27 protein-coding genes are annotated in these 22,910 nt (G+C 44.5%); 14 read left to right on the forward strand and 13 right to left on the reverse strand.

The window, feature by feature from the left end; translation table 11 throughout:
- The first annotated feature begins 117 nt into the window (after positions 1 to 117).
- The 5 genes from aroQ to ACFSRY_RS07135 all read left to right on the forward strand — a co-directional run bounded on the left by aroQ (position 118) and on the right by ACFSRY_RS07135 (position 3,697).
- Complete coding sequence (gene aroQ / locus ACFSRY_RS07115; RefSeq protein ID WP_377504562.1) at positions 118 to 564, forward strand: type II 3-dehydroquinate dehydratase; 447 nt, start codon at positions 118 to 120, stop codon at positions 562 to 564.
- A gap of 89 nt (positions 565 to 653) precedes the next feature.
- Positions 654 to 1,715 carry an aminotransferase class V-fold PLP-dependent enzyme gene (locus ACFSRY_RS07120; RefSeq protein WP_377504565.1) on the forward strand — a complete coding sequence of 354 codons (1,062 nt, stop codon included), beginning with the start codon at positions 654 to 656 and terminating at the stop codon, positions 1,713 to 1,715.
- 145 nt (positions 1,716 to 1,860) lie between these two features.
- A complete protein-coding gene (locus tag ACFSRY_RS07125; protein ID WP_377504568.1) occupies positions 1,861 to 2,421 on the forward strand; it encodes a MarC family protein in 561 nt (186 codons plus the stop codon).
- Positions 2,422 to 2,462: 41 nt separating this feature from the next.
- Positions 2,463 to 2,927, forward strand: coding sequence for a ribonuclease HI (gene rnhA / locus ACFSRY_RS07130; protein ID WP_377504571.1), 465 nt, complete (start codon positions 2,463 to 2,465; stop codon positions 2,925 to 2,927).
- A gap of 110 nt (positions 2,928 to 3,037) precedes the next feature.
- Positions 3,038 to 3,697 carry a tRNA1(Val) (adenine(37)-N6)-methyltransferase gene (locus ACFSRY_RS07135; protein ID WP_377504574.1) on the forward strand — a complete coding sequence of 220 codons (660 nt, stop codon included), beginning with the start codon at positions 3,038 to 3,040 and terminating at the stop codon, positions 3,695 to 3,697.
- Between the two features lies 1 nt (position 3,698).
- Here ACFSRY_RS07135 and ACFSRY_RS07140 read toward each other — a convergent pair whose 3' ends face one another.
- On the reverse strand, positions 3,699 to 5,045 hold the full coding sequence (locus ACFSRY_RS07140) for a saccharopine dehydrogenase C-terminal domain-containing protein (protein WP_377504577.1): 1,347 nt from the start codon (positions 5,043 to 5,045) through the stop codon (positions 3,699 to 3,701).
- Positions 5,046 to 5,172: 127 nt separating this feature from the next.
- Between ACFSRY_RS07140 and cdd the strand changes: the two genes are divergently transcribed.
- Together cdd and ACFSRY_RS07150 are read left to right on the forward strand one after the other, a co-directional pair.
- Entirely contained in the window at positions 5,173 to 5,655 is a 483-nt protein-coding gene (gene cdd / locus ACFSRY_RS07145) for a cytidine deaminase (protein WP_377504580.1), read from the forward strand.
- 21 nt (positions 5,656 to 5,676) lie between these two features.
- Positions 5,677 to 6,357 carry an alpha/beta hydrolase gene (locus ACFSRY_RS07150; RefSeq protein WP_377504583.1) on the forward strand — a complete coding sequence of 227 codons (681 nt, stop codon included), beginning with the start codon at positions 5,677 to 5,679 and terminating at the stop codon, positions 6,355 to 6,357.
- Positions 6,358 to 6,376: 19 nt separating this feature from the next.
- On the opposite strand, the gene ACFSRY_RS07155 is transcribed toward ACFSRY_RS07150, so the two are convergent.
- Positions 6,377 to 6,769, reverse strand: a complete 393-nt coding sequence (locus ACFSRY_RS07155; protein ID WP_377504586.1) for a VOC family protein — start codon at positions 6,767 to 6,769, stop codon at positions 6,377 to 6,379.
- Between the two features lie 145 nt (positions 6,770 to 6,914).
- On the opposite strand from ACFSRY_RS07155, the gene ACFSRY_RS07160 reads away from it, so the two are divergent.
- Entirely contained in the window at positions 6,915 to 7,760 is an 846-nt protein-coding gene (locus tag ACFSRY_RS07160; protein WP_377504590.1) for a hypothetical protein, read from the forward strand.
- 61 nt (positions 7,761 to 7,821) lie between these two features.
- Here ACFSRY_RS07160 and lgt read toward each other — a convergent pair whose 3' ends face one another.
- On the reverse strand, positions 7,822 to 8,682 hold the full coding sequence (lgt, locus tag ACFSRY_RS07165) for a prolipoprotein diacylglyceryl transferase (RefSeq protein WP_377504594.1): 861 nt from the start codon (positions 8,680 to 8,682) through the stop codon (positions 7,822 to 7,824).
- A gap of 74 nt (positions 8,683 to 8,756) precedes the next feature.
- On the opposite strand from lgt, the gene ACFSRY_RS07170 reads away from it, so the two are divergent.
- On the forward strand, positions 8,757 to 9,089 hold the full coding sequence (locus tag ACFSRY_RS07170) for an SdpI family protein (RefSeq protein ID WP_377504597.1): 333 nt from the start codon (positions 8,757 to 8,759) through the stop codon (positions 9,087 to 9,089).
- Positions 9,090 to 9,125: 36 nt separating this feature from the next.
- Here the strand turns inward: ACFSRY_RS07170 and nadE are convergent, their stop codons facing one another.
- From nadE to ACFSRY_RS07190, 4 genes are all read right to left on the reverse strand, one after another.
- Entirely contained in the window at positions 9,126 to 11,018 is a 1,893-nt protein-coding gene (nadE, locus tag ACFSRY_RS07175; RefSeq protein WP_377504600.1) for an NAD(+) synthase, read from the reverse strand.
- 149 nt (positions 11,019 to 11,167) lie between these two features.
- Positions 11,168 to 11,908, reverse strand: coding sequence for a ribonuclease III (gene rnc, locus ACFSRY_RS07180; protein WP_377504603.1), 741 nt, complete (start codon positions 11,906 to 11,908; stop codon positions 11,168 to 11,170).
- Complete coding sequence (gene fabF, locus ACFSRY_RS07185; protein WP_377504606.1) at positions 11,908 to 13,161, reverse strand: beta-ketoacyl-ACP synthase II; 1,254 nt, start codon at positions 13,159 to 13,161, stop codon at positions 11,908 to 11,910. The genes rnc and fabF overlap by 1 nt, the downstream gene beginning before the upstream one ends.
- Before the next feature lie 52 nt (positions 13,162 to 13,213).
- On the reverse strand, positions 13,214 to 13,450 hold the full coding sequence (locus ACFSRY_RS07190) for an acyl carrier protein (protein WP_025609494.1): 237 nt from the start codon (positions 13,448 to 13,450) through the stop codon (positions 13,214 to 13,216).
- Between the two features lie 155 nt (positions 13,451 to 13,605).
- Between ACFSRY_RS07190 and ACFSRY_RS07195 the strand changes: the two genes are divergently transcribed.
- Positions 13,606 to 14,034, forward strand: a complete 429-nt coding sequence (locus ACFSRY_RS07195) for an IPExxxVDY family protein (RefSeq protein ID WP_377504611.1) — start codon at positions 13,606 to 13,608, stop codon at positions 14,032 to 14,034.
- 2 nt (positions 14,035 to 14,036) lie between these two features.
- Complete coding sequence (pyk, locus tag ACFSRY_RS07200) at positions 14,037 to 15,464, forward strand: pyruvate kinase (protein ID WP_377504614.1); 1,428 nt, start codon at positions 14,037 to 14,039, stop codon at positions 15,462 to 15,464.
- 158 nt (positions 15,465 to 15,622) lie between these two features.
- Here pyk and rpsT read toward each other — a convergent pair whose 3' ends face one another.
- Entirely contained in the window at positions 15,623 to 15,880 is a 258-nt protein-coding gene (gene rpsT, locus ACFSRY_RS07205) for a 30S ribosomal protein S20 (RefSeq protein ID WP_377504619.1), read from the reverse strand.
- 209 nt (positions 15,881 to 16,089) lie between these two features.
- Complete coding sequence (locus ACFSRY_RS07210) at positions 16,090 to 16,509, reverse strand: hypothetical protein (protein ID WP_377504622.1); 420 nt, start codon at positions 16,507 to 16,509, stop codon at positions 16,090 to 16,092.
- A 132-nt stretch (positions 16,510 to 16,641) separates the two neighbouring features.
- On the opposite strand from ACFSRY_RS07210, the gene ACFSRY_RS07215 reads away from it, so the two are divergent.
- Positions 16,642 to 17,595 carry a YheT family hydrolase gene (locus ACFSRY_RS07215; RefSeq protein WP_377504626.1) on the forward strand — a complete coding sequence of 318 codons (954 nt, stop codon included), beginning with the start codon at positions 16,642 to 16,644 and terminating at the stop codon, positions 17,593 to 17,595.
- 1 nt (position 17,596) lies between these two features.
- Here ACFSRY_RS07215 and rsmG read toward each other — a convergent pair whose 3' ends face one another.
- The 4 genes from rsmG to ACFSRY_RS07235 form a co-directional block, all read right to left on the reverse strand.
- Positions 17,597 to 18,226, reverse strand: coding sequence for a 16S rRNA (guanine(527)-N(7))-methyltransferase RsmG (rsmG, locus tag ACFSRY_RS07220; protein ID WP_377504629.1), 630 nt, complete (start codon positions 18,224 to 18,226; stop codon positions 17,597 to 17,599).
- Positions 18,227 to 18,261: 35 nt separating this feature from the next.
- Entirely contained in the window at positions 18,262 to 18,501 is a 240-nt protein-coding gene (locus tag ACFSRY_RS07225) for a hypothetical protein (protein WP_377504632.1), read from the reverse strand.
- Between the two features lie 114 nt (positions 18,502 to 18,615).
- Positions 18,616 to 19,224 (reverse strand): RNA polymerase sigma factor, encoded by a 609-nt coding sequence (locus tag ACFSRY_RS07230; RefSeq protein WP_007659731.1) that lies wholly within the window; start codon positions 19,222 to 19,224, stop codon positions 18,616 to 18,618.
- Positions 19,215 to 20,318 (reverse strand): glycosyltransferase, encoded by a 1,104-nt coding sequence (locus ACFSRY_RS07235; protein WP_377504635.1) that lies wholly within the window; start codon positions 20,316 to 20,318, stop codon positions 19,215 to 19,217. The genes ACFSRY_RS07230 and ACFSRY_RS07235 overlap by 10 nt, the downstream gene beginning before the upstream one ends.
- A 294-nt stretch (positions 20,319 to 20,612) precedes the next feature.
- On the opposite strand from ACFSRY_RS07235, the gene tgt reads away from it, so the two are divergent.
- Positions 20,613 to 21,743: a tRNA guanosine(34) transglycosylase Tgt gene (gene tgt / locus ACFSRY_RS07240; RefSeq protein ID WP_377504638.1), complete on the forward strand. Its 1,131-nt coding sequence runs from the start codon at positions 20,613 to 20,615 to the stop codon at positions 21,741 to 21,743.
- An 89-nt stretch (positions 21,744 to 21,832) separates the two neighbouring features.
- Positions 21,833 to 22,909, forward strand: a complete 1,077-nt coding sequence (locus ACFSRY_RS07245; protein ID WP_377504641.1) for an LptF/LptG family permease — start codon at positions 21,833 to 21,835, stop codon at positions 22,907 to 22,909.
- Position 22,910 lies beyond the last annotated feature (1 nt).

Genomic DNA, 22,910 nt, shown 5'->3' on the forward strand with positions numbered 1-22,910 from the left:
GATCAGCACAAATTCACTTACCTTTTAACAATCCGGAAATTAAGTTTATAAGCAAAGATAGTTAATCCTTACCTTTGTATAATTGGAAATTTGCAGTCACTCTAACCGTCTCTTTACATGAAAATACTCATTCTGAATGGCCCTAACCTTAATTTGCTGGGCGTGCGTGAAAAAGCTGTATATGGCAACCGCTCTTTCGAGGATTATTTTGAAGAGCTGAAGGAGGCATTTCCGGCATTGGAATTAAGCTATTTCCAGTCTAATACAGAAGGTGTGCTGATTGACAAACTTCATGAAGTAGGCTTTAGCTACAAAGGCATTATTTTTAACGCGGGTGCTTACACGCATACTTCCGTAGCTATTCCGGATGCCATAAAAGCGATAGATACCCCGGTGGTGGAGGTGCATATTTCCAATGTATACAAACGGGAGGCTTTCCGCCATAAAAGCATGATTGCTCCGCACTGCGCCGGCAGCATTGTTGGTTTTGGCCTGGAAAGCTACCGGCTTGCCTTGCAGTACTTTGAGCGTCTGAAACCTAAGCAGATAGGTTTTAATGTGTAAGTTCCAGAAAAATTCTCGTTAACATACTTTAAGCCTAAACCTTTATCTCTGAATATAGTATAAGAGCTATATTTTTAACACTTTCCTTTATGCTGAACTTCTATCCTGGTCCGTCTAAGGTTTACCCTGAGATACGCAACTACCTGTTAGATGCTTATGATGAGGGTATTCTGAGTACACCGCATAGAGGAGAGCAGTTTGTACAGATGTCCAGGGCGGTGGTAGGCTCTATTAAACGGAAGCTGAACATCCCGCAGGATTATCAAATTTTCTTTACATCCTCTGCCACCGAATGTTGGGAAATTCTCATTCAGAGCCTCACTAAACAGAAAAGCTCACATGTTTACAACGGGTCTTTTGGTGAGAAATGGTTTCAGTATGCGAAGCTACTTCGTCCGAAGTCGGAAGGGATTAAATTTGATGTGAATGAGGCAATGCCTGTGGAGGACCTGCAAATCAGCTCCGACACCGAGCTTATCTGCTTCACACAAAACGAGACATCTAACGGCACACAGGTTACACCAACCACAATCCTTAACCTGCACAATCGCTTCCGGGATACGCTCATCGCTGTAGATGCAACCTCTTCTATGGCTGGCCTGAACCTGAAGTTGATAAAAGCGGATATCTGGTATGCTTCGGTGCAGAAGTGTTTTGGCTTGCCAGCCGGCCTTGGCATTATGGCCTGCTCTCCGCGCGCTATTTTCAGAGCCAAACAAATGAACGAGCGCGGGCATTACAACAGCCTGGTGTCGATGTATGAGAAAATGCTCAATTACCAGACAACCCATACCCCTAACGTGTTGAACATCTATCTCCTGAAGCGCATGTTGGAGGACCGGCCGTTTATCAAGGCTATAGACCAGGATCTGACGGACAGGGCACAGGAGTTGTATACCTTCTTTGAGCAGTTCTCTGATCTTAAACTACTGGTAGAGAATGAAGAGGTGCGTTCTAAAACAGTCATTGCCATCGAAGCCTCAGAACGTTTGGTAGACGATATGAAGAAGCGTGCCCTTTACCACAATATCCGGCTCGGTAACGGCTATGGCCCATGGGCACGAAATACGTTTCGGGTTGCCAATTTCCCCGCAATTCAAGACGAGGAATACGAAGAACTAAAACGCTTCTTCCTTCATTATTACGCCTGATCTGAGACTTTTATTTTCTCACCCTGGCAGTGTATTCAGGCTGAAAGACAGAGCCGTCATAGCCACCACTTCGCTTAGTTGCCACAAATTCTCTAACTTTGGCCAAATTTTAATCAGGTACCCTCTAATTCTTTAATTCATCCTAATGTTCAGCATAAAAGAGATCGCCTCTGTTACGCTTATTCTTTTTGCCGTTATCGATATCATTGGCTCCATTCCCATCATCATTAACCTGCGCAAGCGCGAAGGAAAAATAGAGTCTGAGAAAGCGACTGTAGTGTCTGGTATATTGATGATAGCTTTCCTGTTTCTGGGGCAGTCTATACTTAAGCTTTTCGGAATTGACTTTGAATCATTTGCCATGGCCGGTGCCATTATCATTTTCCTTATTGGCCTGGAAATGATATTGGGCAAAGACTTCTTTCACACTGACCCGGAGTCAAAAAGCGGTTCTATTGTGCCTCTTGCCTTTCCTTTGATCGTAGGTGCCGGAACCATGACTACTCTTCTTTCGTTACGTGCAGCTTATTCGTTACCTAATGTAATGGTGGGTATTGTGCTCAACCTTGTATTTGTGTACCTGGTACTCAAATCCTCAAGCTGGATTGAGCGGAAATTGGGCAAAGATGGTGCAAACGTATTACGTAAAGTCTTTGGCATTATCTTGCTGGCAATTGCTATCAAGCTGTTTAAGACTAATTTATAAATTGATTCTGAGTGTCTCCCCCACTCATTCTCCCATACATTATGATCGAACTTTTCACTGATGGTGCTTCAAGAGGAAATCCGGGTCCGGGTGGATTTGGCACCATACTTCGCTGGAAGCAGCATGTAAAGGAAATAACTGCCGGTTACCGCAAAACCACCAACAACCGTATGGAGTTGTTGGCTGTTATTGTAGGGCTAGAAGCCATTTCCAAGCCGGGCATACCTATTACCGTTTACTCTGACTCCAAATATGTAGTGGACGCTGTGGAAAAAGGCTGGGTGTTTGGTTGGCAGAAAAAAGGCTTTAAAGGCAAGGCCAACGCTGATCTTTGGGCGCGTTTCTTACGTGTGTATGCCAAGCACAAGGTGAAGTTTGTCTGGGTAAAAGGCCACGCCGGACATCCGGAGAATGAACGTTGTGATGAACTTGCCGTTGCCAGTGCCCTCTCTCCTAACCTGCTGATTGATGAAGGTTTTGAGTCAGGCATGTACAATTCTTTATAATGATCAGTTAAATCAGAAGGACTATTTGTGAAAACTAATTCATAATTCCCCACGTGCCTAACTCCTATTTCCAGTTTAAGCAGTTCAGGGTAGAGCAGGATCAGTGCGCTATGAAAGTATGCACTGACTCCTGCGTGTTTGGAGCTTATGTAAAGGTGGCTGAGGCACAGCGAATATTGGATATTGGTACAGGCACAGGTTTGCTATCGCTGATGGCAGCGCAACGGAGCAAAGGGTTAGTAGAAGCTGTAGAAATAAATCCGGCGGCGCAGGTGCAGGCTTTGCAGAACTTCAAAATCAGCAAGTGGTCTGATCAGTTAAAGCTGCACTCTGTAAGTCTGCAGGAATTCGCAAAGTATAATCAGCAGCAATATGATGTCATACTTTCCAACCCACCATTTTTCCTTTCTTCCCTAAAGTCAACGGATGAAGCTAAAAACGCAGCCAGGCATACAGAAGCTTTGTTCTTTCAGGAGATACTAAGATTTGCCCAGCAACACCTGACTGAGAATGGAAAGCTGTATTTGTTATTGCCTCCCGCAGAGGCCGCTATATTTGCCAGATTAGCCAAGGCTCATGACTTGCACCTGGCAGAGGTCCTGCAAATTTTCACGTATCATGGTGGAAAATGCATCCGTCACATTCAATCCTATACTTTCAATGCTGTGACTGCTCCTGATGTTAGAGACTTCTTTATCAGAGAGGAAGATAAAGCCACTTATACTTCTCAGTTCGCTGAGCTGCTACGGGACTATTATCTGATTTTTTAGATTAATTCACCAACACACGCTCCTTTTCCACGAAATCAATCCCAAACCCTTTTAGCTCCTCCAGAACGGGCTCATATAGTTCAGGATGAATCGGAATAACCACTCCACGGTGTGTGATCCTACCCTGCAGCATCAACTTAGCAAGTATTCCAACGGGTAAACCTACAGTCTTTGCCATTGCCGTCTGCACTTCGTCGTCACCGGTAGCTACCAAAGAAGAAGTTATCTCCCGCTTCTCACCATCCAACTCAAACTCAAACAGGTGTTGCATCACAATCATGTCTTTATCACCGGGAGCTAATGTCCATCTTTCTTTTAGTATTTTCTCGAGCACCTGGGCAGGTGTGGCACCGGCAAGTTCAACAGGTGTTTCATCAAACAGGCCCAGCCACTCCAGCTTCTGTACTACTTCGCCATAAGGTGGTAAGTTCAGGTAATTTCCAATTCGCTCAGACATACTTTCACGTGCATCGGCAGGCGGCGGTAAAAAAGCCTCAAGAAAACTTCTATATGTCATGGTATCCGAGTTATCCAGAGAGTAGCTGTCGTCGGTTAGCCCCAGTTGTACAAACACATCCCAGGCTTCACAGTAACCTGGCCGGCGCAGTGTTCCTCGCAGCATCGTCGGAATATCAAGCAGACCGTATGGCTCTCTGTAGCTGAGGGAGTCGCGGTTGGCATAACCTTCGAAGTGGCCGTAATCATCTACATAAAAAGAATCAACACGCTTGAACAGCTTATGGTAAGGGATATATTTGTACTCTCCGTTCTTGATGTATTTTGCCGTTCCCTGCCCTGCCAGCACCACGTTGCGCGGATTCCAGGTAAACTTGTAATGCCAGGGGTTATTATCAGACTCAGGTGCCACTAGCCCACCGGTAAAGGACTTGAAGGACGTAAGCTTACCGCCATCTTCCTGTATGCGCCTGATAACCGCCATGGCCGACATATGGTCTATTCCCGGATCCAAGCCTGACTCCATCAGAATAGTTAAGTTTTTCTCCTGTGCTTCCTGGTGCAGTTCTAGAAAAGCTGGTGAAACATAGCTGGCCGTAATCAGGTTCTTCTCTTGTCTCAGGCATTCTTTAGCTACTTCGATGTGGAAAACGGCGGGCAAAAGTGAAATCACTAAATCTGCCTTTGCAACTTCTGCTGTTCGCTGCTCTTCGTTATGTACATCAAAATTAATGACCTCTGCAAAGGATATAGGTTCTATTAAAGGGCGCAGGTGAGTTACTGTTATATCTCCGATAGTTATGTACCACTCTTCTGCTGTGGCATTATCAAAAAGATACTTGATAAGAGAGGATGCGGAGCGGCCTGCACCTAATAATAAGATTCTTTTCATAGTAGGGGTTTGGTTTAGCCTTAATTTAAGCATTACGAGGAGTAAGACAAACCTTATGTATGGTTTTGTCAGATTAATAGTTTAAATTTATAGCCCTTTTCTAATTTTTTGTCCTATTCACTACGAAATGGCAAGTGAACTAAATATAAATATCAGCATTGACGTGCTGGAACCGTCTGAACTAACAGAGCAGGAGCTACAGGCAATGCAGTTAGCGCATGAGGCGGCCAATGACGCGTATGCTCCTTACTCAAATTTTTTAGTCGGAGCCGCTTTGGTACTCGAAGACGGAAGCATGTTTAAAGGCAGCAACCAGGAGAACGCTGCTTATCCTTCGGGCTTATGTGCTGAGCGTACAGCTTTGTTCGCTATGAGCGCTCATCACCCTAACAAGAAGATAAAGTTGCTGGCAGTAACAGCGCGTCGCAGATCCGATAAAGAATTTATGCCTGCTATGCCCTGCGGAGCTTGCCGTCAGGTAATGGCGGAGTATGAATTCAAGCAACAGGAAGCTGTACCAGTGTTGCTACAGGCATTGGATGGTAAATTTTACCGCTTTAAATCTGTTGCTGATCTGCTCCCGTTCCAGTTTACGAAGGACCATCTTTAAGGAATAGACTGCTGCGCAACTGTGGAGCAGCTGAAGGAAAACACCTGTACAATGAATGCCCATCATCTTACTGTACCCCGTACGGCCCGTTATTATTCATTAGGCACAGCGTCTGAAAGTATAAAGGACCTTTGGATAGTCTGCCACGGCTACGGGCAACTGGCCAGGTATTTCCTGCGGCACTTTCAGGTGTTAGATAATGGTGCTACCCTTGTTGTGGCTCCGGAAGCCTTGTCAAGGTTTTACCTGGATGGGTTTTCAGGGCGTGTAGGTGCTACCTGGATGACCAAAGAGGACAGACTTTCTGAGATAGATGACCAGGCTGCTTATCTTAACTTACTGCTAAAAGAGCAGCTGAAGCAGGTGCCGGAAGATGTGCGGGTAACTGTTCTTGGCTTTTCGCAGGGTGGTGCTACTGTAAGTCGCTGGATTGCCACTGAAAAACCTCAGATCCACAGGCTCATCCTCTGGGCTGCCTCCTTCCCTGAAGACATTGACTTTACCACCAGTAAAGCTGCCTTTGAAGATTTACCTGTGGGCATGGTTTATGGGAATCAGGACGAATTCATCACTCCCGAAGCATTAGACCGGAAAAAGCAACTTATGGCGCAGTTAAACATTGTGCCAGCTGTTCATACTTTCGATGGCGGGCATACAATTCACGGAGAAACGCTGCAACTGATAGATGAAAGCTTGGCGTAGCATCAGAGTTTATATTAGGTTACCTCTCCCACATTCCTTCCATTACCACCTCTAACAGGTGCTTATCTGGGTCACGGAAGTAAAATGACAGAAAGCCGCCGCCCCAGTCATACTCCTGTTCAATAGAAATTTCCAGCTCCTGTATTTTCTTTTTCCACTCCCCATACTGCTCTTTCGTCACTTCAAAAGCCAAATGCAATTGGCCAGAACCAAAGTGCGGTGGCAAAGTACCACCTTGCTTCGAAGCCTCTGAAATAAAACACAGTAGTACACTTTGCCCTACTCTAAAGAACACGTGCCTGTCTTTTACTTCTCCGACTACTTCAAATCCAAGCCTGCCTTCATAAAAGGATTTCGAGCGAGCCAAGTCTTTGACGTACAAGCAGGTTTCCTTTATCTTTTTGATCTCCATACTTACACGATAATCGTAGTTTGATAGCTAAAAGATGACTTGTAAAACATTTTTGAGCTTTATAGCCTTAACGTCTGTCAGAACTTCTCGTTTATCTAATTACCTGAAACATCCTCAGTAAAAAGCTGTTTCCTATATGAAGCTTATGATAAAAGTAATATTTGTTTTTATTGCAGCCACTGCGCTGATGGCCTATTTCTTACGTGACACGCTGCTGGGAGACGGTGTAACTGAAAAGACGGGAATCAAATCATTTGAAAGAATAGCCTCCTTGCCTGGTGAAATCAGTGAAAGTTCTGGCGTTGTTGCCTTGTATGGCCAGAATCAGTTTCTTACGCACAATGATGCAGGGAACAAGCCGTACCTGTACAAGTTAAACTCCAGGGGGAACATACAAGAAACAATCAAGCTGAAGCTACCCAATGTGGATTGGGAAGATCTGGCAATGGACAACGAAGGTAATATTTATATTGCTGATACCGGTAACAACAACAACGGGCGCAAAGAGCTGGCGGTGTACAAGATCAACTTGAATTCACCGTCAAAAGTAGAGGCTATTCGCTTTACTTATGAAGACCAGAAGAAGTACCCGCCACCAAAGAAGGAAAGAAATTTTGACTCAGAGGCTGCCTTTTGGGCTGATGGCAATATCTATCTCATTTCAAAGGACAGGGGTCGTGGCGAATTGGCTAAAGTGTACCGTTTACCTGATAAAGCAGGGCAGTACAAGGCACAACTCATCGGAAGCCACAGAATAAAGGCACAGATTACCGGTGCCGCCATTTCCCCGGATGCTGAAACCGTAGTGCTGCTGAGCGAAGAAAAGTTGCATATCTTCAGTGACTTCAGTAGTCCTGATAAGTTTTATGAAGGTAGTTACAAAGAGGTAGAACTTGATGATGCGGGACAAACAGAAGGTGTGGCTTTTGAAGATGATGCTTCGCTGATTATCACAAGTGAGGGAGGCAGTCTTTACCGATACAAGTTGTAAGAACTCCTACGTTAATAATAAACAAAAAGCCCCCTTACACATGTGTAAGGGGGCTTTTTATTTATACTTTGTTCTTAGACTTTTTTGTTTCGCTCTCTTCTTCTAACCGGCCTCCAGGGAGAGCAGGTCTTGGGTTCTGCCATACCCTGAACAAAATAAACAAGCCTATCAGGATGAGCGGAATACTCAGTATCTGGCCAATATTGAGTACCATCTCTGCTTCTTTTTCTACCTGGTCTTCTTTCAGAAACTCTACAAAGAAGCGGAAGGTAAACAGGGCGGTAACGAAAATACCAAACAGCAAACCTCTCGGCAGGGCAGTCTTATATTTCTTCCAGAGCCAGTACAGCAACACGAACAACAGGAAAACACTTAGTGATTCATATAATTGCGTTGGATGCCGCGGTAGTGCAGGATCTTCGTTCAGGCGCACGAAAATAAATCCCCAGGGCACATCTGTTGTATGACCAATTATCTCGGAATTCATCAGATTCCCCAAGCGAATCAGGGCACCACCAAGGGCCACCACAATCACGATCCGGTCAAGCACCCACATATAATCAAATTTCTGTTTGCGGCTAAATAACCACAGCGCGAAAAGGATACCTATTGTGGCCCCGTGACTGGCAAGGCCGCCCTCCCAGATTTTAAGAATCTCGATCGGGTTACTCAGGTAATATTCCGGCGAGTAGAAAAGTGTGTGGCCTAAGCGGGCACCTATTACAGTACCAATAATCATGTACAGCGTGATTACATCAACATCACCTTCGGTACGTCCTTCTGCCACGTATATCTTGGTAAGGATACGCTGGCCAAACACAAAGGCCAGTGCAAAGAGTAACCCGTACCAGCGTATGCTAAGCGGACCTATACTAAAGATTTCTGGATCGATGTTCCAGGTAATATAATTTAATATGTTCATAGGGCGATTCTAGTGTAGCCAAAGTTACGATAAATCAGGATTGGAAAAAACGTTACGACCTAAAGCCTGTGCTTATGATGTTCTTCTTACACCTGTTGCCTGGCCTTTTGGTGCTGATGATCGGGTTCATACTTTACAAATGGCCTCCTAAGCGCATTAACTGGTTCTGGGGATTCCGTACGCATTACTCCATGCGCAACATGGAGAACTGGCAGGAAGGTAACCGCTATTACGCTAAGCTAATACTTGGCATTGGGGTCGTTTCTATTTTAATAAGCTGGATATGTTATTACCTGCTGCCTTTGCTAGCAAGCCTGCTTCTGCCGATCGGGTTTATGATCATTCTTTTCATGTTAAGTATACTGCTGACAAATGAGCACCTGAAAAGAAAGTATGGGAAATGGTAATAAAAAAGGCGCTACTATGGTGCAGCGCCTTATGTTCTATTTCACTAACTGCTGCAGATGCTGCAGTTCATTGCGAAAGCCTCCGCTTAGGATCGGAAAACGAAGCCAGCTGCGGGGATCCACATTATAGTCATCGAGGTGGAAAGACGGGGCATACCGCTCTCTTTTCCATTGGTTCCGCGACCATAGACTATAGAATTTTGTGATCCAGTCCAGCAACAGGTCCGGAGCTGCTACCTGCTGTTCGTTCAATATATGAAAGACTTCTCCTGGTGAGAACCTGTCATGGAATGCTAACCTCTCGATCTGGTTCAGCACTTCATAAGGCATCAGATCCTTCTCATCGGTTTGCTCCTCTTTGGCAGGACGCAGTTCAGCACTTGGCTGGAGGTTGTTCACGTACTGAAGTCCCTCATACCCCAGTTCCTTCTGTGCCCATAGCAGGAACTGCCGAATAAAGGCCTTATCAATACCGGCAATAGGGGAAATACTTCCTGCTGTATCACCATCCATAGTAGCATATCCTACAGAAGCCTCGCTTCTGTTTGAGGTGGCTAACAGCAAAGCATTATTGATATTTGCCAGCATCCATATACCTGGAGCACGCACACGAGCCTGTATGTTTTGTAAGGTAATGTCGTCCTGCTCCCATGTCAGGCTTCGGTCCAAGGCCGTTTCTATTTTAGAAACATAGCCCTTCACTTCATCATCTATCGTCCAGTTATAGAAGGTTGCACCAATAGAGTCTGCCAGACCTTTTGCAGAATTATAGGTATCGTCGGATGAGTTTACTGTGCCCTGATAGGCGCAGGTCAGCAGTTTACTTACAATTGCCTTTTGCGCCTCTTCCTCAGACATATCTTCAAAAGCAGCTGCATCACGCATAGAGAAGACCTGCGTTTTAGCTACAAAGTTTAGAAGATCGAGGCTATGTATGCCTCGCCGTACCATTTCGGCTACAGCCACGGCACAAAGAGAAGAGTCTGCACCACCACTTAAAGATAGCACAAAGCCCCTGCTCCGGCTTTTGCGCATATAGTCGAAAAGAGCCAGGCTGAGAGCGGCAATCAATTCATTGTTCTCATCTATCGGTGGCAGGTATTCAATTACCTCTGCAATCTCAGGATTCTCGGAGAAACAGACCTCTGCACACTCCATATCCACATTCTTAAAGCAAAGTAATTCATTTCTGCGGATCAGTTTACCATTCTGGGCAATCAGCACCTCTCCGTCATATATCATACGCCCAGACTCATTGCCAAGCAGGTTGGCGTACATGTAAGCGCACTGATACTTTTTGGAGGCATCAACTACTAATCTGTACCTCACATCGGTTTTGCTAAGGGCAAAATGGCTCGCACTTGGGTTCAGAATCAGCTGCACACCTTTTGGCATATGACGTTCTGCAGGGCGATTTGGCCTCCACGCATCCTCACAAATCTCAAAGGCATATTTTACTCCCTGCTCTTCATAAATGATGTCGCCGATCTGATACCTCTTCCCCATCATCTCAAATTCCTGTACCTCATGGGCAGGCCACGGGGTGAACCAGCGCGGCTCATAATGCACACCATCGTTTGCCAGAAATTGTTTGGCTGTAAAACCAACAATTTCTTTGTTTTTTATGACACAAGCAGTATTGTAAACACTCTTGTTCAGAAAGACAGGAAGGCCAACTGCTACTGTTATATTCTCGCACCATTCCTTTACCTCGAGTAGCTTTTGAAAGGCTACCTCAGAAATCCACGGGCTTAGAAACATGTCTTCGCAGCCGTAGCCGGTAATGCAAAGCTCGGGCAATAAGAGCAATTGGGTCCTGTTGTTGATCGCCTCCGTTATGGCTTCTTTTATATTTTGCAGATTGCCGTCCCAGTCCATTGGGGTTTGATTAAGGGCGGCGGCTGCCAGCATTAGTCTGGTCTCTTTCATGAAATTCTATAACGAAACTATATGCCGGCAAGTTAAGGGATGTGCAGCAAATTACCTCAGGCAATCGCTAAAGCCGGTACAGTAGTTAGAAAAGAGGTGAAGAATAATAGAGAAGACTAAGGCAGATGCCACAGATATTTTTCCTGGAACTACCCTACCTTCAGGAGTTCAAGACCTTTTTCGGCGGCTGCCTGATCGGCTTTCTTTTTGGAAAGACCTACACCTACGGCAACGGGTTTATCGTCGATGTATACTTCGGAGGTAAATTCAGTAGTATTGCCCTGCTGCTTGCGCTTGATGATGTCGAAACGGATATCCAGATTCTGGCTTTGCGCCCACTCAATTAGCTTACTTTTGAAGTTCGCCGTGGTGTTTACAAGGTTGTGCAGGTCTACGTGTGGCCTGAGAAGCTTTTTAAAGATGAACTGGCGGGTTCTATCGTACCCTTTGTCCAGGTACACAGCACCAACCAAAGCTTCAAGTGCATTGCCATTAACTGATTTATGACGCATGCCATGGCTCGATGAATCTATTTTCACCAGCAGATTCAAACCAATTTTCAAGGCAATCTGGTTCAGGGATTCCCTATTTACAATACGGGAACGGATCTCTGTCAGAAACCCCTCGTCCTCATAGGGAAACTTATTGAAGAGATGTTCGGCCACTACTGCGCCCAGAATAGCATCACCTAAAAACTCCAGTCGCTCATTCGTCTCGTGCTTGCCCGCTGCATTCTGGCGTGCAAAGGACGTATGTGTGAGAGCAAGCTTATAAAGGCGGATATTATCCGGAGTGCTGCCTATAATACCTGCAAGTGCGCGTATTAGTTCTTTGTCTCTGGTAAATAACTTATGATAGACGCGCCGAACTGGTTTTATTGGCCCAAACACTAATCTTCAAATTGACGGAATAAAACAGAGGTATTGTGTCCTCCAAAACCAAACGTATTGCTTAACGCTACCTTCACATTACGTTCCTGCGCCTTATTGAACGTAAAGTTCAGCTTAGGATCGAATGACTCATCATCCGTAAAGTGGTTGATTGTTGGTGGTACAATGTTATTCTGAATAGCCAGAATAGAAGCGATAGCCTCAATCGCACCGGCAGCACCCAGCAAGTGACCAGTCATGGACTTGGTAGAGCTTATATTAAGATTATAAGCATGTTCACCAAACACTGTCTGGATGGCTTTAACCTCACTCACATCACCAAGCGGAGTAGATGTACCGTGAACGTTGATATAATCTACCTCCTCCGGGTTGAGTTTGGCATCGCGTAATGCATTTTTCATTACGTTCAACGCACCAAGTCCTTCAGGGTGTGGCGCTGTAATATGATAAGCATCCGCAGACATTCCTCCACCCAGCACTTCGGCATAGATCTTTGCGCCACGGGCTTTAGCATGTTCATACTCTTCCAGAATCAGGGCACCGGCTCCTTCGCCTAACACAAAACCATCACGGTCTTTATCAAATGGGCGGGAAGCAGTCTCCGGAGAGTCGTTGCGCTCTGAGAGGGCTTTCAAAGCATTAAACCCACCAATACCAGCCTCTGTTACAGCTGCTTCAGAACCACCAGTCACAATCACATCCGCTATACCCAAACGGATATAGTTAAATGAATCAAGAATGGCATTTGTAGCAGATGCACAGGCAGAGACCGTTACAAAGTTAGGGCCTCTGAAACCATACTTTATTGAAATATGGCCTGCACTGATATCAGCAATCATTTTAGGAATGAAGAACGGGTTGAAACGAGGGGTACCGTCTCCATTGGCAAAATTCACACATTCTTCTTGGAACGTGCGTAAACCGCCAATACCAGATCCCCAGATCACACCAACGCGATCAGGATCATAGTTCCCTTCTGCTAGTTGTGCATCTGCAACAGCCTCATCAGCTACTACAAGTGCAAATTGCGAAAACAAGTCCATTTTACGGGCTTCTTTCCGGTCAAAGTATTTTTCTGGTTCGTACCCTTTTACTTCACAGGCAAACTGGGTCTTAAACTTGCTCGCATCGAAGCGTGTAATAGGCGCAGCTCCGCTCACGCCATTGATCAGACCGTTCCAGTATTCTGAAACAGTATTTCCAAGTGGCGTGAGCGCGCCAAGCCCAGTAACTACAACTCTCTTAAGCTCCATAAGCTGCTAGTAGAGGATAGGATAGTAGATTTATACTAATAATAGAAGGTTATTATTTTGCGTGCTCTTCCAGGTAGCTAACAGCCTGACCTACAGTAGAGATGTTTTCAGCCTGATCATCTGGAATAGATACGTTGAATTCTTTTTCGAATTCCATGATAAGCTCAACAGTATCTAGTGAATCAGCACCAAGGTCATTTGTGAAGCTAGCCTCTGGAGTAACTTCTGACTCTTCAACACCAAGTTTATCAATGATGATAGCCTTTACTTTTTCTGCGATTTCTGACATTTTTCTTATAGTTTATTAAAACACTGTGCAAAGAAATGTAATTAGGCAGACAATGTCAAAAAAATTTACTCTAATCAGTCAGTCCTAAAAGTTTTAAATAAATTCTGACGTTTTGCAGACATACCTTCTTAAATTTGTGTAATTAGCACTAGTAAATGAAATCGCTGCACCTGGACATAGAGTACAATTTTGATTTTGACCTCTTTGGTGTGGTTTCTCCTGTAAAAGATTACAAATTAGCCTGGGCGTTAAATAACCTTTTCGACCTTCGCCTGTCTAAGCAACAGGACCTTTGTTATGACCTACACGGAAAGGATAGATTAATTATTTCTAATTACCAGCATATTTCGGATCACAGTACCGTCCGCTTGTTTAAGAATAAAGCATTAGGACCTTCTACACTTAAGAAACCTTTTTTGCTACCTGACATAAAAGAATATGATTATGTACTGCAGCTAGCTGGTGCAATGCAGCAGTTGTACCCCCAGGAGTTTATCCGCACATTGCTTCATACTCCCCTGGTACAGTATGTAAAACAGTTTGACCCTCTTACACTTAAATTCAAAGAAAATCTGATTTTCTGATTATGGAAATTTCTTTCAACAAAACTAAAATTCTCGCTACCGTTGGTCCGGCGAGCAATTCCTACGAACGGCTTCTAGATCTTGTAAAAGAAGGTGTGGATGCCTTCCGCCTTAACTTTTCTCATGGCGAATACGCTGCACACCAGGAGGTGATAAATCATGTGCGCGAAATAAACCGACAGCATGGCACCACCGTCTGTCTTGTACAGGATTTGCAGGGCCCTAAAATACGCGTAGGTGAAGTAGAGAATGGAGGGGTAGAAATCAAAGAAGGGCAGATTGTTAAAATACTTTGTGATGGATCCGTTAGCAACACTAACCATCTGGCAACCGGCTATACTGAGCTTGCTAAAGACGTAAGCGTTGGAGACGCCATACTACTTGATGACGGCAAACTGGAGTTATCTGTTGTATCAACGGATAAAGACTGTACCATCGAAGCAAGGGTAAAGTATGGAGGCGTTGTAAAGCCTCGCAAAGGCATTAACTTACCTGACACACCTGTATCAGCTCCATCTCTTACAGAGAAAGACCTGCGTGATCTTCACTTTGGTCTAGATAACAATGTGGAATGGGTAGCGCTTTCTTTCGTACGTCGCGTAGAAGATGTACAGGAAGTGCAACGCATTATCAAAGAGCGTGGCAAGGACACCCGCGTAATTGCTAAAATAGAGAAGCCTGAGGCCATCAAGAACATTGATGAGATCGTTCAGACTGCTGACGCCTTGATGGTGGCACGTGGTGACCTGGGCGTTGAGGTAGGTATGGAAAAGGTACCTATGATCCAAAAGATGCTGGTAGAAAAGGCAAACAAGGCCGCTAAGCCTGTGATCATAGCCACTCAGATGATGGAGAGCATGATAGAAAACCCGCGTCCTACACGAGCAGAGACAAATGATATTGCCAATGCAGTGATTGATGGTGCAGATGCGCTTATGTTAAGTGCCGAAACTGCAGTAGGTGCATATCCTATTGAGACTATTCGTAGTATGAGCCTCACGATTAAAACCGTAGAGACGCACTCCGACATCTTTAACAAGACTTATATTTTAAACCCTCATTCAGAAACCTTCTTTAGCGACAGCTTAGTTGCAAATGCCTGCAACCTGGCAAGAGACACTAACGCTCGTGCAATTATAGGCATGACCAAGTCCGGTTATACAGCTTTTCAGCTTGCCAAGCACCGACCTAAATCAGATATCTTTATTTTCACTGAGAATGATAGTTTATTAACTACATTGAACCTGATTTGGGGTGTAAGAGGGTTCCACTACAACAAGTTTGAATCTACGGACTCAACCATTGCTGATATTAAGGAGACACTTCTAAAAGGCAAATACATCCAGAAAGGAGATGTGTTCATCAACACGGCCAGCATGCCTATGTACGAGCAGAAGCGTACAAATATGATTAAGATTAGTATTGCCTAAGCAATAAGGATTTCTTTTTACAAGCAAGAGCCCCGGCATAATTCTATGCCGGGGCTCTTGCTTGTAACCTCATAAGTCAACATTATTACCAAGGCATCTTACAAACAAAAAAAGCCTTACACGAAGAGTGTAAGGCTCTGAATATTTTTCCCGAAAAACTAGGCTGCTAAACCGTTTACTAACTTAGCCAGTCTTGACTTGTTGTTAGCTGCTTTGTTTTTGTGGATGATATTTTTCTTAGCCAGACGGTCAAGCATAGAAGAAACTGTCTTGTAAAGCTCACGCGCCTCGGTTTGATCAGTTGTATTCTCCAATTTCTTGATGAAAGTACGAGTAGTTTTTGCTTGATATCTGTTACGAAGACGTTTAGCGTTATTCGCTCTGATTCTCTTTAATGCCGACTTATGGTTAGCCATATTACTTTATGATAATTAATTCCTTTGATCCTTGTTAAATGGGTTTGCAAAGGTATATCCTTTACATTTAAATTCCAAAGCACCTCTCAAAAAATTCTTTTGCCTGGGAACTACAAACATAGCTATTCCATCAGTTTAAAACAAACAGGCCGTTGCAGAATACACTGCAACGGCCTGTTTTGGACCGAAAAAGACCATCTTTCTTATGGTTATTGGTTTTCTCGTTCTATATCAACATCTACATCAACGTCTTCCACGTTACCAAGCCGTTGCTGTACCCTTTCTTCAAATCTGGCCCAATCCGCTTTTGTTTCTTCCCATTCACGACGTGTTTCAACATCCCAGTTAGCGCTTTCACGCTCCAACTCGGCCTCACGACGATTATACTCTGTACGCATTTCGCGGAATTCGTCAGCCGTTACTGTTTCTGCTCGCTCTGCATTCGTAGTCACCCAAGCCGAAAATTCATCGTATTCCCGGTTAGCTTCTACATTTGCCTCATTTAGTTCAGCCTGTGTTTCATCTACCACCTCATTTGTTTCATCTTGGACTTCCTGAGAGCACCCAAAACCAAACATACTGATGAACAAAGCAAGACCTATTGTTTTGAATTTTGATTGCATTTTCATAGTTGTAATATTAAATAGTTTCTGCTACCAGTACGTTAAAAAGTGGATATTGATATATAAGCCGCACTAAATGACTTATTTTCGCAGAAACCACGTATAAAATCATATAACACTAGCTGTACAACCAAAGTTATGCCTGTTGTTCCTTCTAAACATAAAGCCCCATTTTACCTTTTTAATGGTCATTTACAAACAATTATACCAGGCTTATTCAGAACAGTTGAAGGTGTTCTTTATGAGCGTGAACGTTTAAATACACCCGATAACGATTTTCTTGATGTTGACTGGTCAAGAATAGGCTCAAAGGAGCTTGTCATACTTTCCCACGGCTTAGAAGGAGATTCCAGCCGGCCCTATATTCAGGGAATGGTAAAGGTATTTAACAACAGTGGAATTGATGCCCTTGCCTGGAACTACAGAAGTTGCAGTGGCGAGCCTAACAAGCTACTCCGCTCCTACCACCTGGGCGCATCTGATGACCTGGATTTTGTAGTAAGGCACGCGCTCAGCACAGGCCACTATGAAAGCATATACTTAGTTGGCTTTAGCGCGGGTGGTAACATCAGTCTGAAATATTTAGGCGAGGCTCCTGAGCAGGTCCCGGAAGAGGTTAAGAGAGCTGCAGTGTTCTCTGTTCCTGTGGATATCAAGTCTTCTGCCAAACAAATCTCCAGAATTTATACCCAACGCTTTCTTAAATCTTTGGGAGAGAAACTAGAGCAGAAAAGGCAAATGTACCCTGATGATGTTGACCTGAACGATTACAGTATACTTTGGACCTTCCCGGAATTTGACGACCGATACACCGCACCACTGCATGGATTCAAGAATGCAGAAGACTATTATGCGCGTGTAAGCTCAAAACAGTTCTTGAAGCACATTCAGATACCTACTTTACTTGTAAACGCAAAGAATGACCCGTTCCTGGGTAAGTTGTGCTACCCAATACAGGAGGCAAAGCAGAATCCGTACTTATACCTGGAGATGCCGGATGATGGAGGCCACGTAGGGTTTACAGAGGATTTCCGTAAAGACTTTTACTATTCGGAGGCGCGAGCCGTGAGATTTCTGCTAGAAGGGAAGTAAATTATTTCAGCGGCACATAAACCACACGCTTGGTCTCAAAGAAGTCTTCGTTAAAGTAGTCAGACAGATCATAGACCTTTGTAATCAGCCCGGACTCCGCAATCTCTTCTTCCAGATCTCCGCCTTTCAGGTAGTATAATCCCTCAGTTGGCAGGCCTGTCTTCTTGAAGCTGTTCATTACCCATGGCCAGAAGTTAGCGAGGCGGGTTACGGCACGGCTAACTATAAAATCGTATTTATCCCGAACCTGCTCTGCACGGGTGTGGCTGGCGGTAACGTTTTGCAGGTGCAATTCACGCGATATTTCCTCCACCACGTGTATCTTTTTGCCAATGGAATCCACTAAATGAAATTTGACTTCAGGGAACATCACTGCCAGAGGTAAACCAGGAAGCCCACCTCCAGTACCCACATCCATTACTGAAGTATTAACCGGAAACTGCACCGCTTTCGCAATGCCTAAGGAATGTAAAATGTGGTGCACCCCCAGCATTTCCATATCCTTACGGGAAATTACGTTAATCTTCTGGTTCCACTCCTGGTACAACTCGCCCATTTGCTCAAACTTTAGCAGTTGATCTTCAGTAAGCTCAGGGAAATACCCCGAAAGCAGCGTTCGAATGGCAGTCATGTCTTAATTATGAGTAGTGAATAAATAATTATAAGCTAAGCCGCAAACAAGTAGATAATACCGGCAACCAGGGTTACGGCGGTAACTACAGCAAGCGCCATGAATATATCAGCAAGCAGCACAGTACCGGCATTCTCAAACCTTCCTTCGTATTTACGGATTAATTCCTGCTGCACTTTCTCCTGATTTCTGAAGCGGAAGTACAAATAAGATTTCCCTAAAACTGAAAGTAAAGATCTTCCCGACACAGATGCCAATTGTTTATATGATGACACAGCTAAAGCTGCTTTTGCAAAAGTATAAAAATAGATCGTGATATGGCATAAAAGTAAAGCCCCTGCCGCACGAAGGCAACAGGGGCTTTTAACGTAATCAATTTAATTCTCTTATTAAATAAGATGCTTCTTGTTCTTCACCATGTCATACAGCAATTCACGTGCGCGGTGCAACTGTGCCTTCACTGTACCTAGTGGTGCATTTAGCTCCGTGGCTATCTCCTCGTAGCTAAGCTCGTTAAAGTAACGCAGGGTAACCAGCCGCTGATACTTCTCTGGCAGCTTGGCCACCACGTATTGCATAATCTCGATCTTCTGGTTTTTGATGGCCTCCTCCTGCGGGTTCAGGTTCTTGTCTTTAAAGTCAATAGTAATCTCATCACCATTATCAATTTTAATGGCAGAGTCTATAGACATCGTTTTGATCCTGTTCTTACGAATAAAGTCGATACAGTTATTCGTAGCAATACGGAACAACCAGGTACTGAAAGCGTACTCGGGATTGAATTTGTGCAGGTTACGGAAAGCTTTGGCAAAAGCCTCTATTGTTAAGTCCTCTGCATCGTCAGCATTGCGCACCATTTTCAAAACCACGTGATACACTGGTTTCTTGTATATGCTCATCAGCTCCGCATAAGCTTTTTCGTCATTTTCTTCTACGGCCGCCTGAATGAGTTTGAAATCATGCTTTGCTTTTGCAGAGAATTGTTTGTTTACTTCCATCTGAGTCGTTTATACATTAATACAGATACCCCAAGGAAAACATAGTTTAAGAAATACACTATGTCGAGCACAGGTAACAGCGGCAGGGATATCGGTTCGTCGAGTCTTCGCGCTACCAGCACATAAACTGGGAACACAATCAGGTACCTAAGTCCTGTAAGCGCAGCTAATATAGCTAAATGGCTATTTAGTACAAGAAGAACTACTAAAAGTATGTAGAAAAAAACGTTAGATGCTACAAATGCTCCTATTCTTCTTCTGTCTGCCGCTTTATAACGCCCTCCGACGGACATATGCCTACGTTTTTGTATAATCCACTCCCGAAACGTCTTTTTGGGAATGCTTACGGTCTGCGCCTCCTTGTTGATAACAATACTTATTTTACTATTGTTTGCGGCATCACGAACAAAAAGATCATCGTCGCCACCCATCGTTCTGATGTGAGATGCAAACCCTTTGTTCTTAAAGAAACACGCTTTGGTATAAGATAAGTTTCGGCCAACCCCCATATAGGCCTGACCTTGGTTTGCATGAGACAAATACTGAATTCCGGTCAGCAAGGTTTCAAATCTTATCAAGTGATTTAAAAATCCTTTTAATTGTACATAAGGAGAGTACCCTAATACAACTTCTGCCCCGTTGGCGTACCCATTCTGCATTTTTTGAATCCAATTTGCACTGCAGGGCCGGCAATCGGCGTCGGTAAAGAGCATGTATTCATACTTGGCGGCTCTTATACCAAGTGCCAGTGCATATTTTTTAGGGTTCAGGTAATCCGGGGTACGCTTTATGGTTACCACCCTGAATCGGGGAAACTGCCTTTCCAGCTCGTGCAGATAAAACTCGGAATCATCTTCAGAACGGTCATTGACCACTATTATTTCAAATTCCGGGTAATCCTGGTCCAGCAACATCGGCAGCAGCTCATACAGGTTATCATGCTCATCATGTGCGGCTATGATAATTGACACCGGACGTAAAACATCTGATTCAGGGTCTGTATGTTTCGAAAGCGGGAGAAAGTAAAAAAACGCAAAGTAAAGCTGCACCAGCACGCAAAGTGCCAGCAGGACCAGGAGTAATATTGTTATCAATACTGTGAAAAATTAAATGGTTAAGCTGTTGCACTGTGCAGGTGCCTATAATTGCTACTAACTTAGCACGAAAACCAGCCCGCAACCGCACAGTGTGGTATCACCCTTCAAAAATAGCCATTAAATAGCCATTTCCGAAGCTTACCCCTATTTAATAAATTTGTATGGTTTGTGGTGCTACACTTTGTATCTTTGCGGGTTCTTTAAGAAGTATAAATCAGGCTGATGGCACCCTTTTTTAGGCTACCGCAGCTGGCGCTGTTCCTCTAGAAGGAGGTGCCGATAACCATAACTATGCAATTTTCATTAATAGCGAAAGACACTCAGTCGAAAGCCCGTGCAGGAGTAGTACAAACTGACCACGGCGCCATAGAAACACCCATTTTCATGCCAGTAGGTACGGCCGGAACTGTTAAAGCAGTACACCAGCGGGAACTGAAGGATGACATCAATGCACAGATCATCCTGGGTAATACCTATCACTTGTACCTGCGCCCGGGACTGGAGGTATTGGAGCAGGCCGGTGGTCTGCACAAGTTCAATGGCTGGGACCGTCCTATATTAACTGATAGCGGCGGCTACCAGGTTTTTTCGCTGGCCGGAACCCGTAAAATCAAGGAAGAGGGAGTTAAGTTTAAATCACACATTGATGGCTCTGCACTAGACTTTACGCCGGAGAATGTCATGGACACACAGCGTACTATTGGCGCCGATATTATTATGGCATTTGATGAGTGCACCCCCTACCCTTGCGACCATACTTATGCCAAGCATTCTATGGAGCGCACGCACCGCTGGCTGCAGCGCTGTGTAGACCGCTTCGACAGTACCGAGCCAAAGTACGGTTATAATCAAACACTCTTCCCTATTGTACAGGGGAGCACTTACAAGGATCTTAGGGTGCAATCTGCTGAGACAATAGCCAGCTTTGGCCGCGAAGGCAATGCTATTGGTGGCCTCTCAGTGGGGGAGCCAGCCGAGATGATGTATGAGATGACCGAGATCGTTTGTGACATACTCCCTGCTGATAAGCCTCGTTACCTGATGGGTGTAGGCACGCCAGGCAATATCCTGGAAAATATAGCCTTAGGTGTAGATATGTTCGACTGTGTTTTGCCAACCAGGAACGCGCGCAACGGCATGTTGTTTACCACGCAGGGCATAATCAACATCAGAAATAAAAAGTGGGCTGATGACTTTAGCCCGATCGACGCAGAACTTGGAGGCTTTGTGAGCACATTTTACAGCAAGGCTTACCTGCGCCACCTGATACACAGCGGCGAATACCTGGCAGGCCAGATTGCCAGCGTACATAACCTGACGTTCTACCTCTGGTTAGTAAAACAGGCACGCCAACAGATCATCAACGGAACTTTCCGGGAGTGGAAAAATGTGATGGTAAAGAAATTAATGACGAGACTGTAATTAGAAACTGTGCGGTGATACACTGCATTACTTTTTGATACATGCGATTCATTTCTAATTCATAATTTTGAATTTATAATTGATTTGATTTGAAGCTCCTCGACAAATACATACTCAAGAAGTTCCTGACCACTTTCGTGTTTGTGGTGCTGATATTGGTGTCCGTTATTCTTGTAATCGACTTTACTGAGAAAAACGACGACTTTATTAAAAACAATGTCGCCATCAGCGAGATCCTGTTCGACTATTACCTGAACCTGATCCCCTATTATGCAAACATGTTGAGCCCCATCACTGTGTTTATTGCCACTGTGTTTGTAACGGCAAAGCTGGCTTCACACACCGAGATTGTGGCCATACTCAGCAGCGGTGTAAGCTTCAAAAGACTTCTGGTGCCTTACCTGATTGGGTCTACCATAATAGGTGCTGTAATTTTTGTTCTGATCGGATGGGTAATACCAGATGCCAATAAAGAGAGTGTCGCCTTCCAGGTAAAGTATGTAAAAAGCCCCTTTACGTATGATAAGCGCAACATTCATGTGAAGATTGCCCCCGAAACCTATGTTTACTTGGAGAGCTATAACGTCACTGCCAATGTCGGGTATAACTTTGCCCTGGAGTCTATAGATGACACTAAACTCAAAAGTAAACTTACCTCCAGCAACGTACAGTGGAATGCCGAGAAAAATAAGTGGCACATGGACAGCTACGTTCTCCGCACCTTCGACGGCGAGAAAGAGACCTTGTTTAAAGGCGAGGCTTTAGATACAACGCTCAACCTGACACCAAAAGATTTTGAAAGCACCTATAAACTGGAGCAGACCATGACGCTGACAGAACTGAACAGGTTTATAGAGGAAAAAAGATCACGCGGTGCCGATGACATAGAAACCTATCTGATCGAAAAGTATGAACGTTTCAGCTACCCTTTTGCTATCATCATACTTACCGTGATCGGTGTAATTGTTAGTGCAAGAAAGGCACGTGGCGGCGTCGGTTTCCAGATCGCATTGGGATTCTTCCTGGCATTCATATTCATCATTTTTGTTATTACCAGCCGAAGCCTTGCACAAGTTGGTGACATAGACCCTAAATTTGCTGTCTGGATTCCCACACTCGTTTTCACAGGCATTGGTTTCCTGCTTTACCGTTACGTTCCGCGCTAAA

The sequence above is a fragment of the Pontibacter locisalis genome (genome assembly GCF_042684605.1).
Lineage (GTDB): Bacteria > Bacteroidota > Bacteroidia > Cytophagales > Hymenobacteraceae > Pontibacter > Pontibacter locisalis.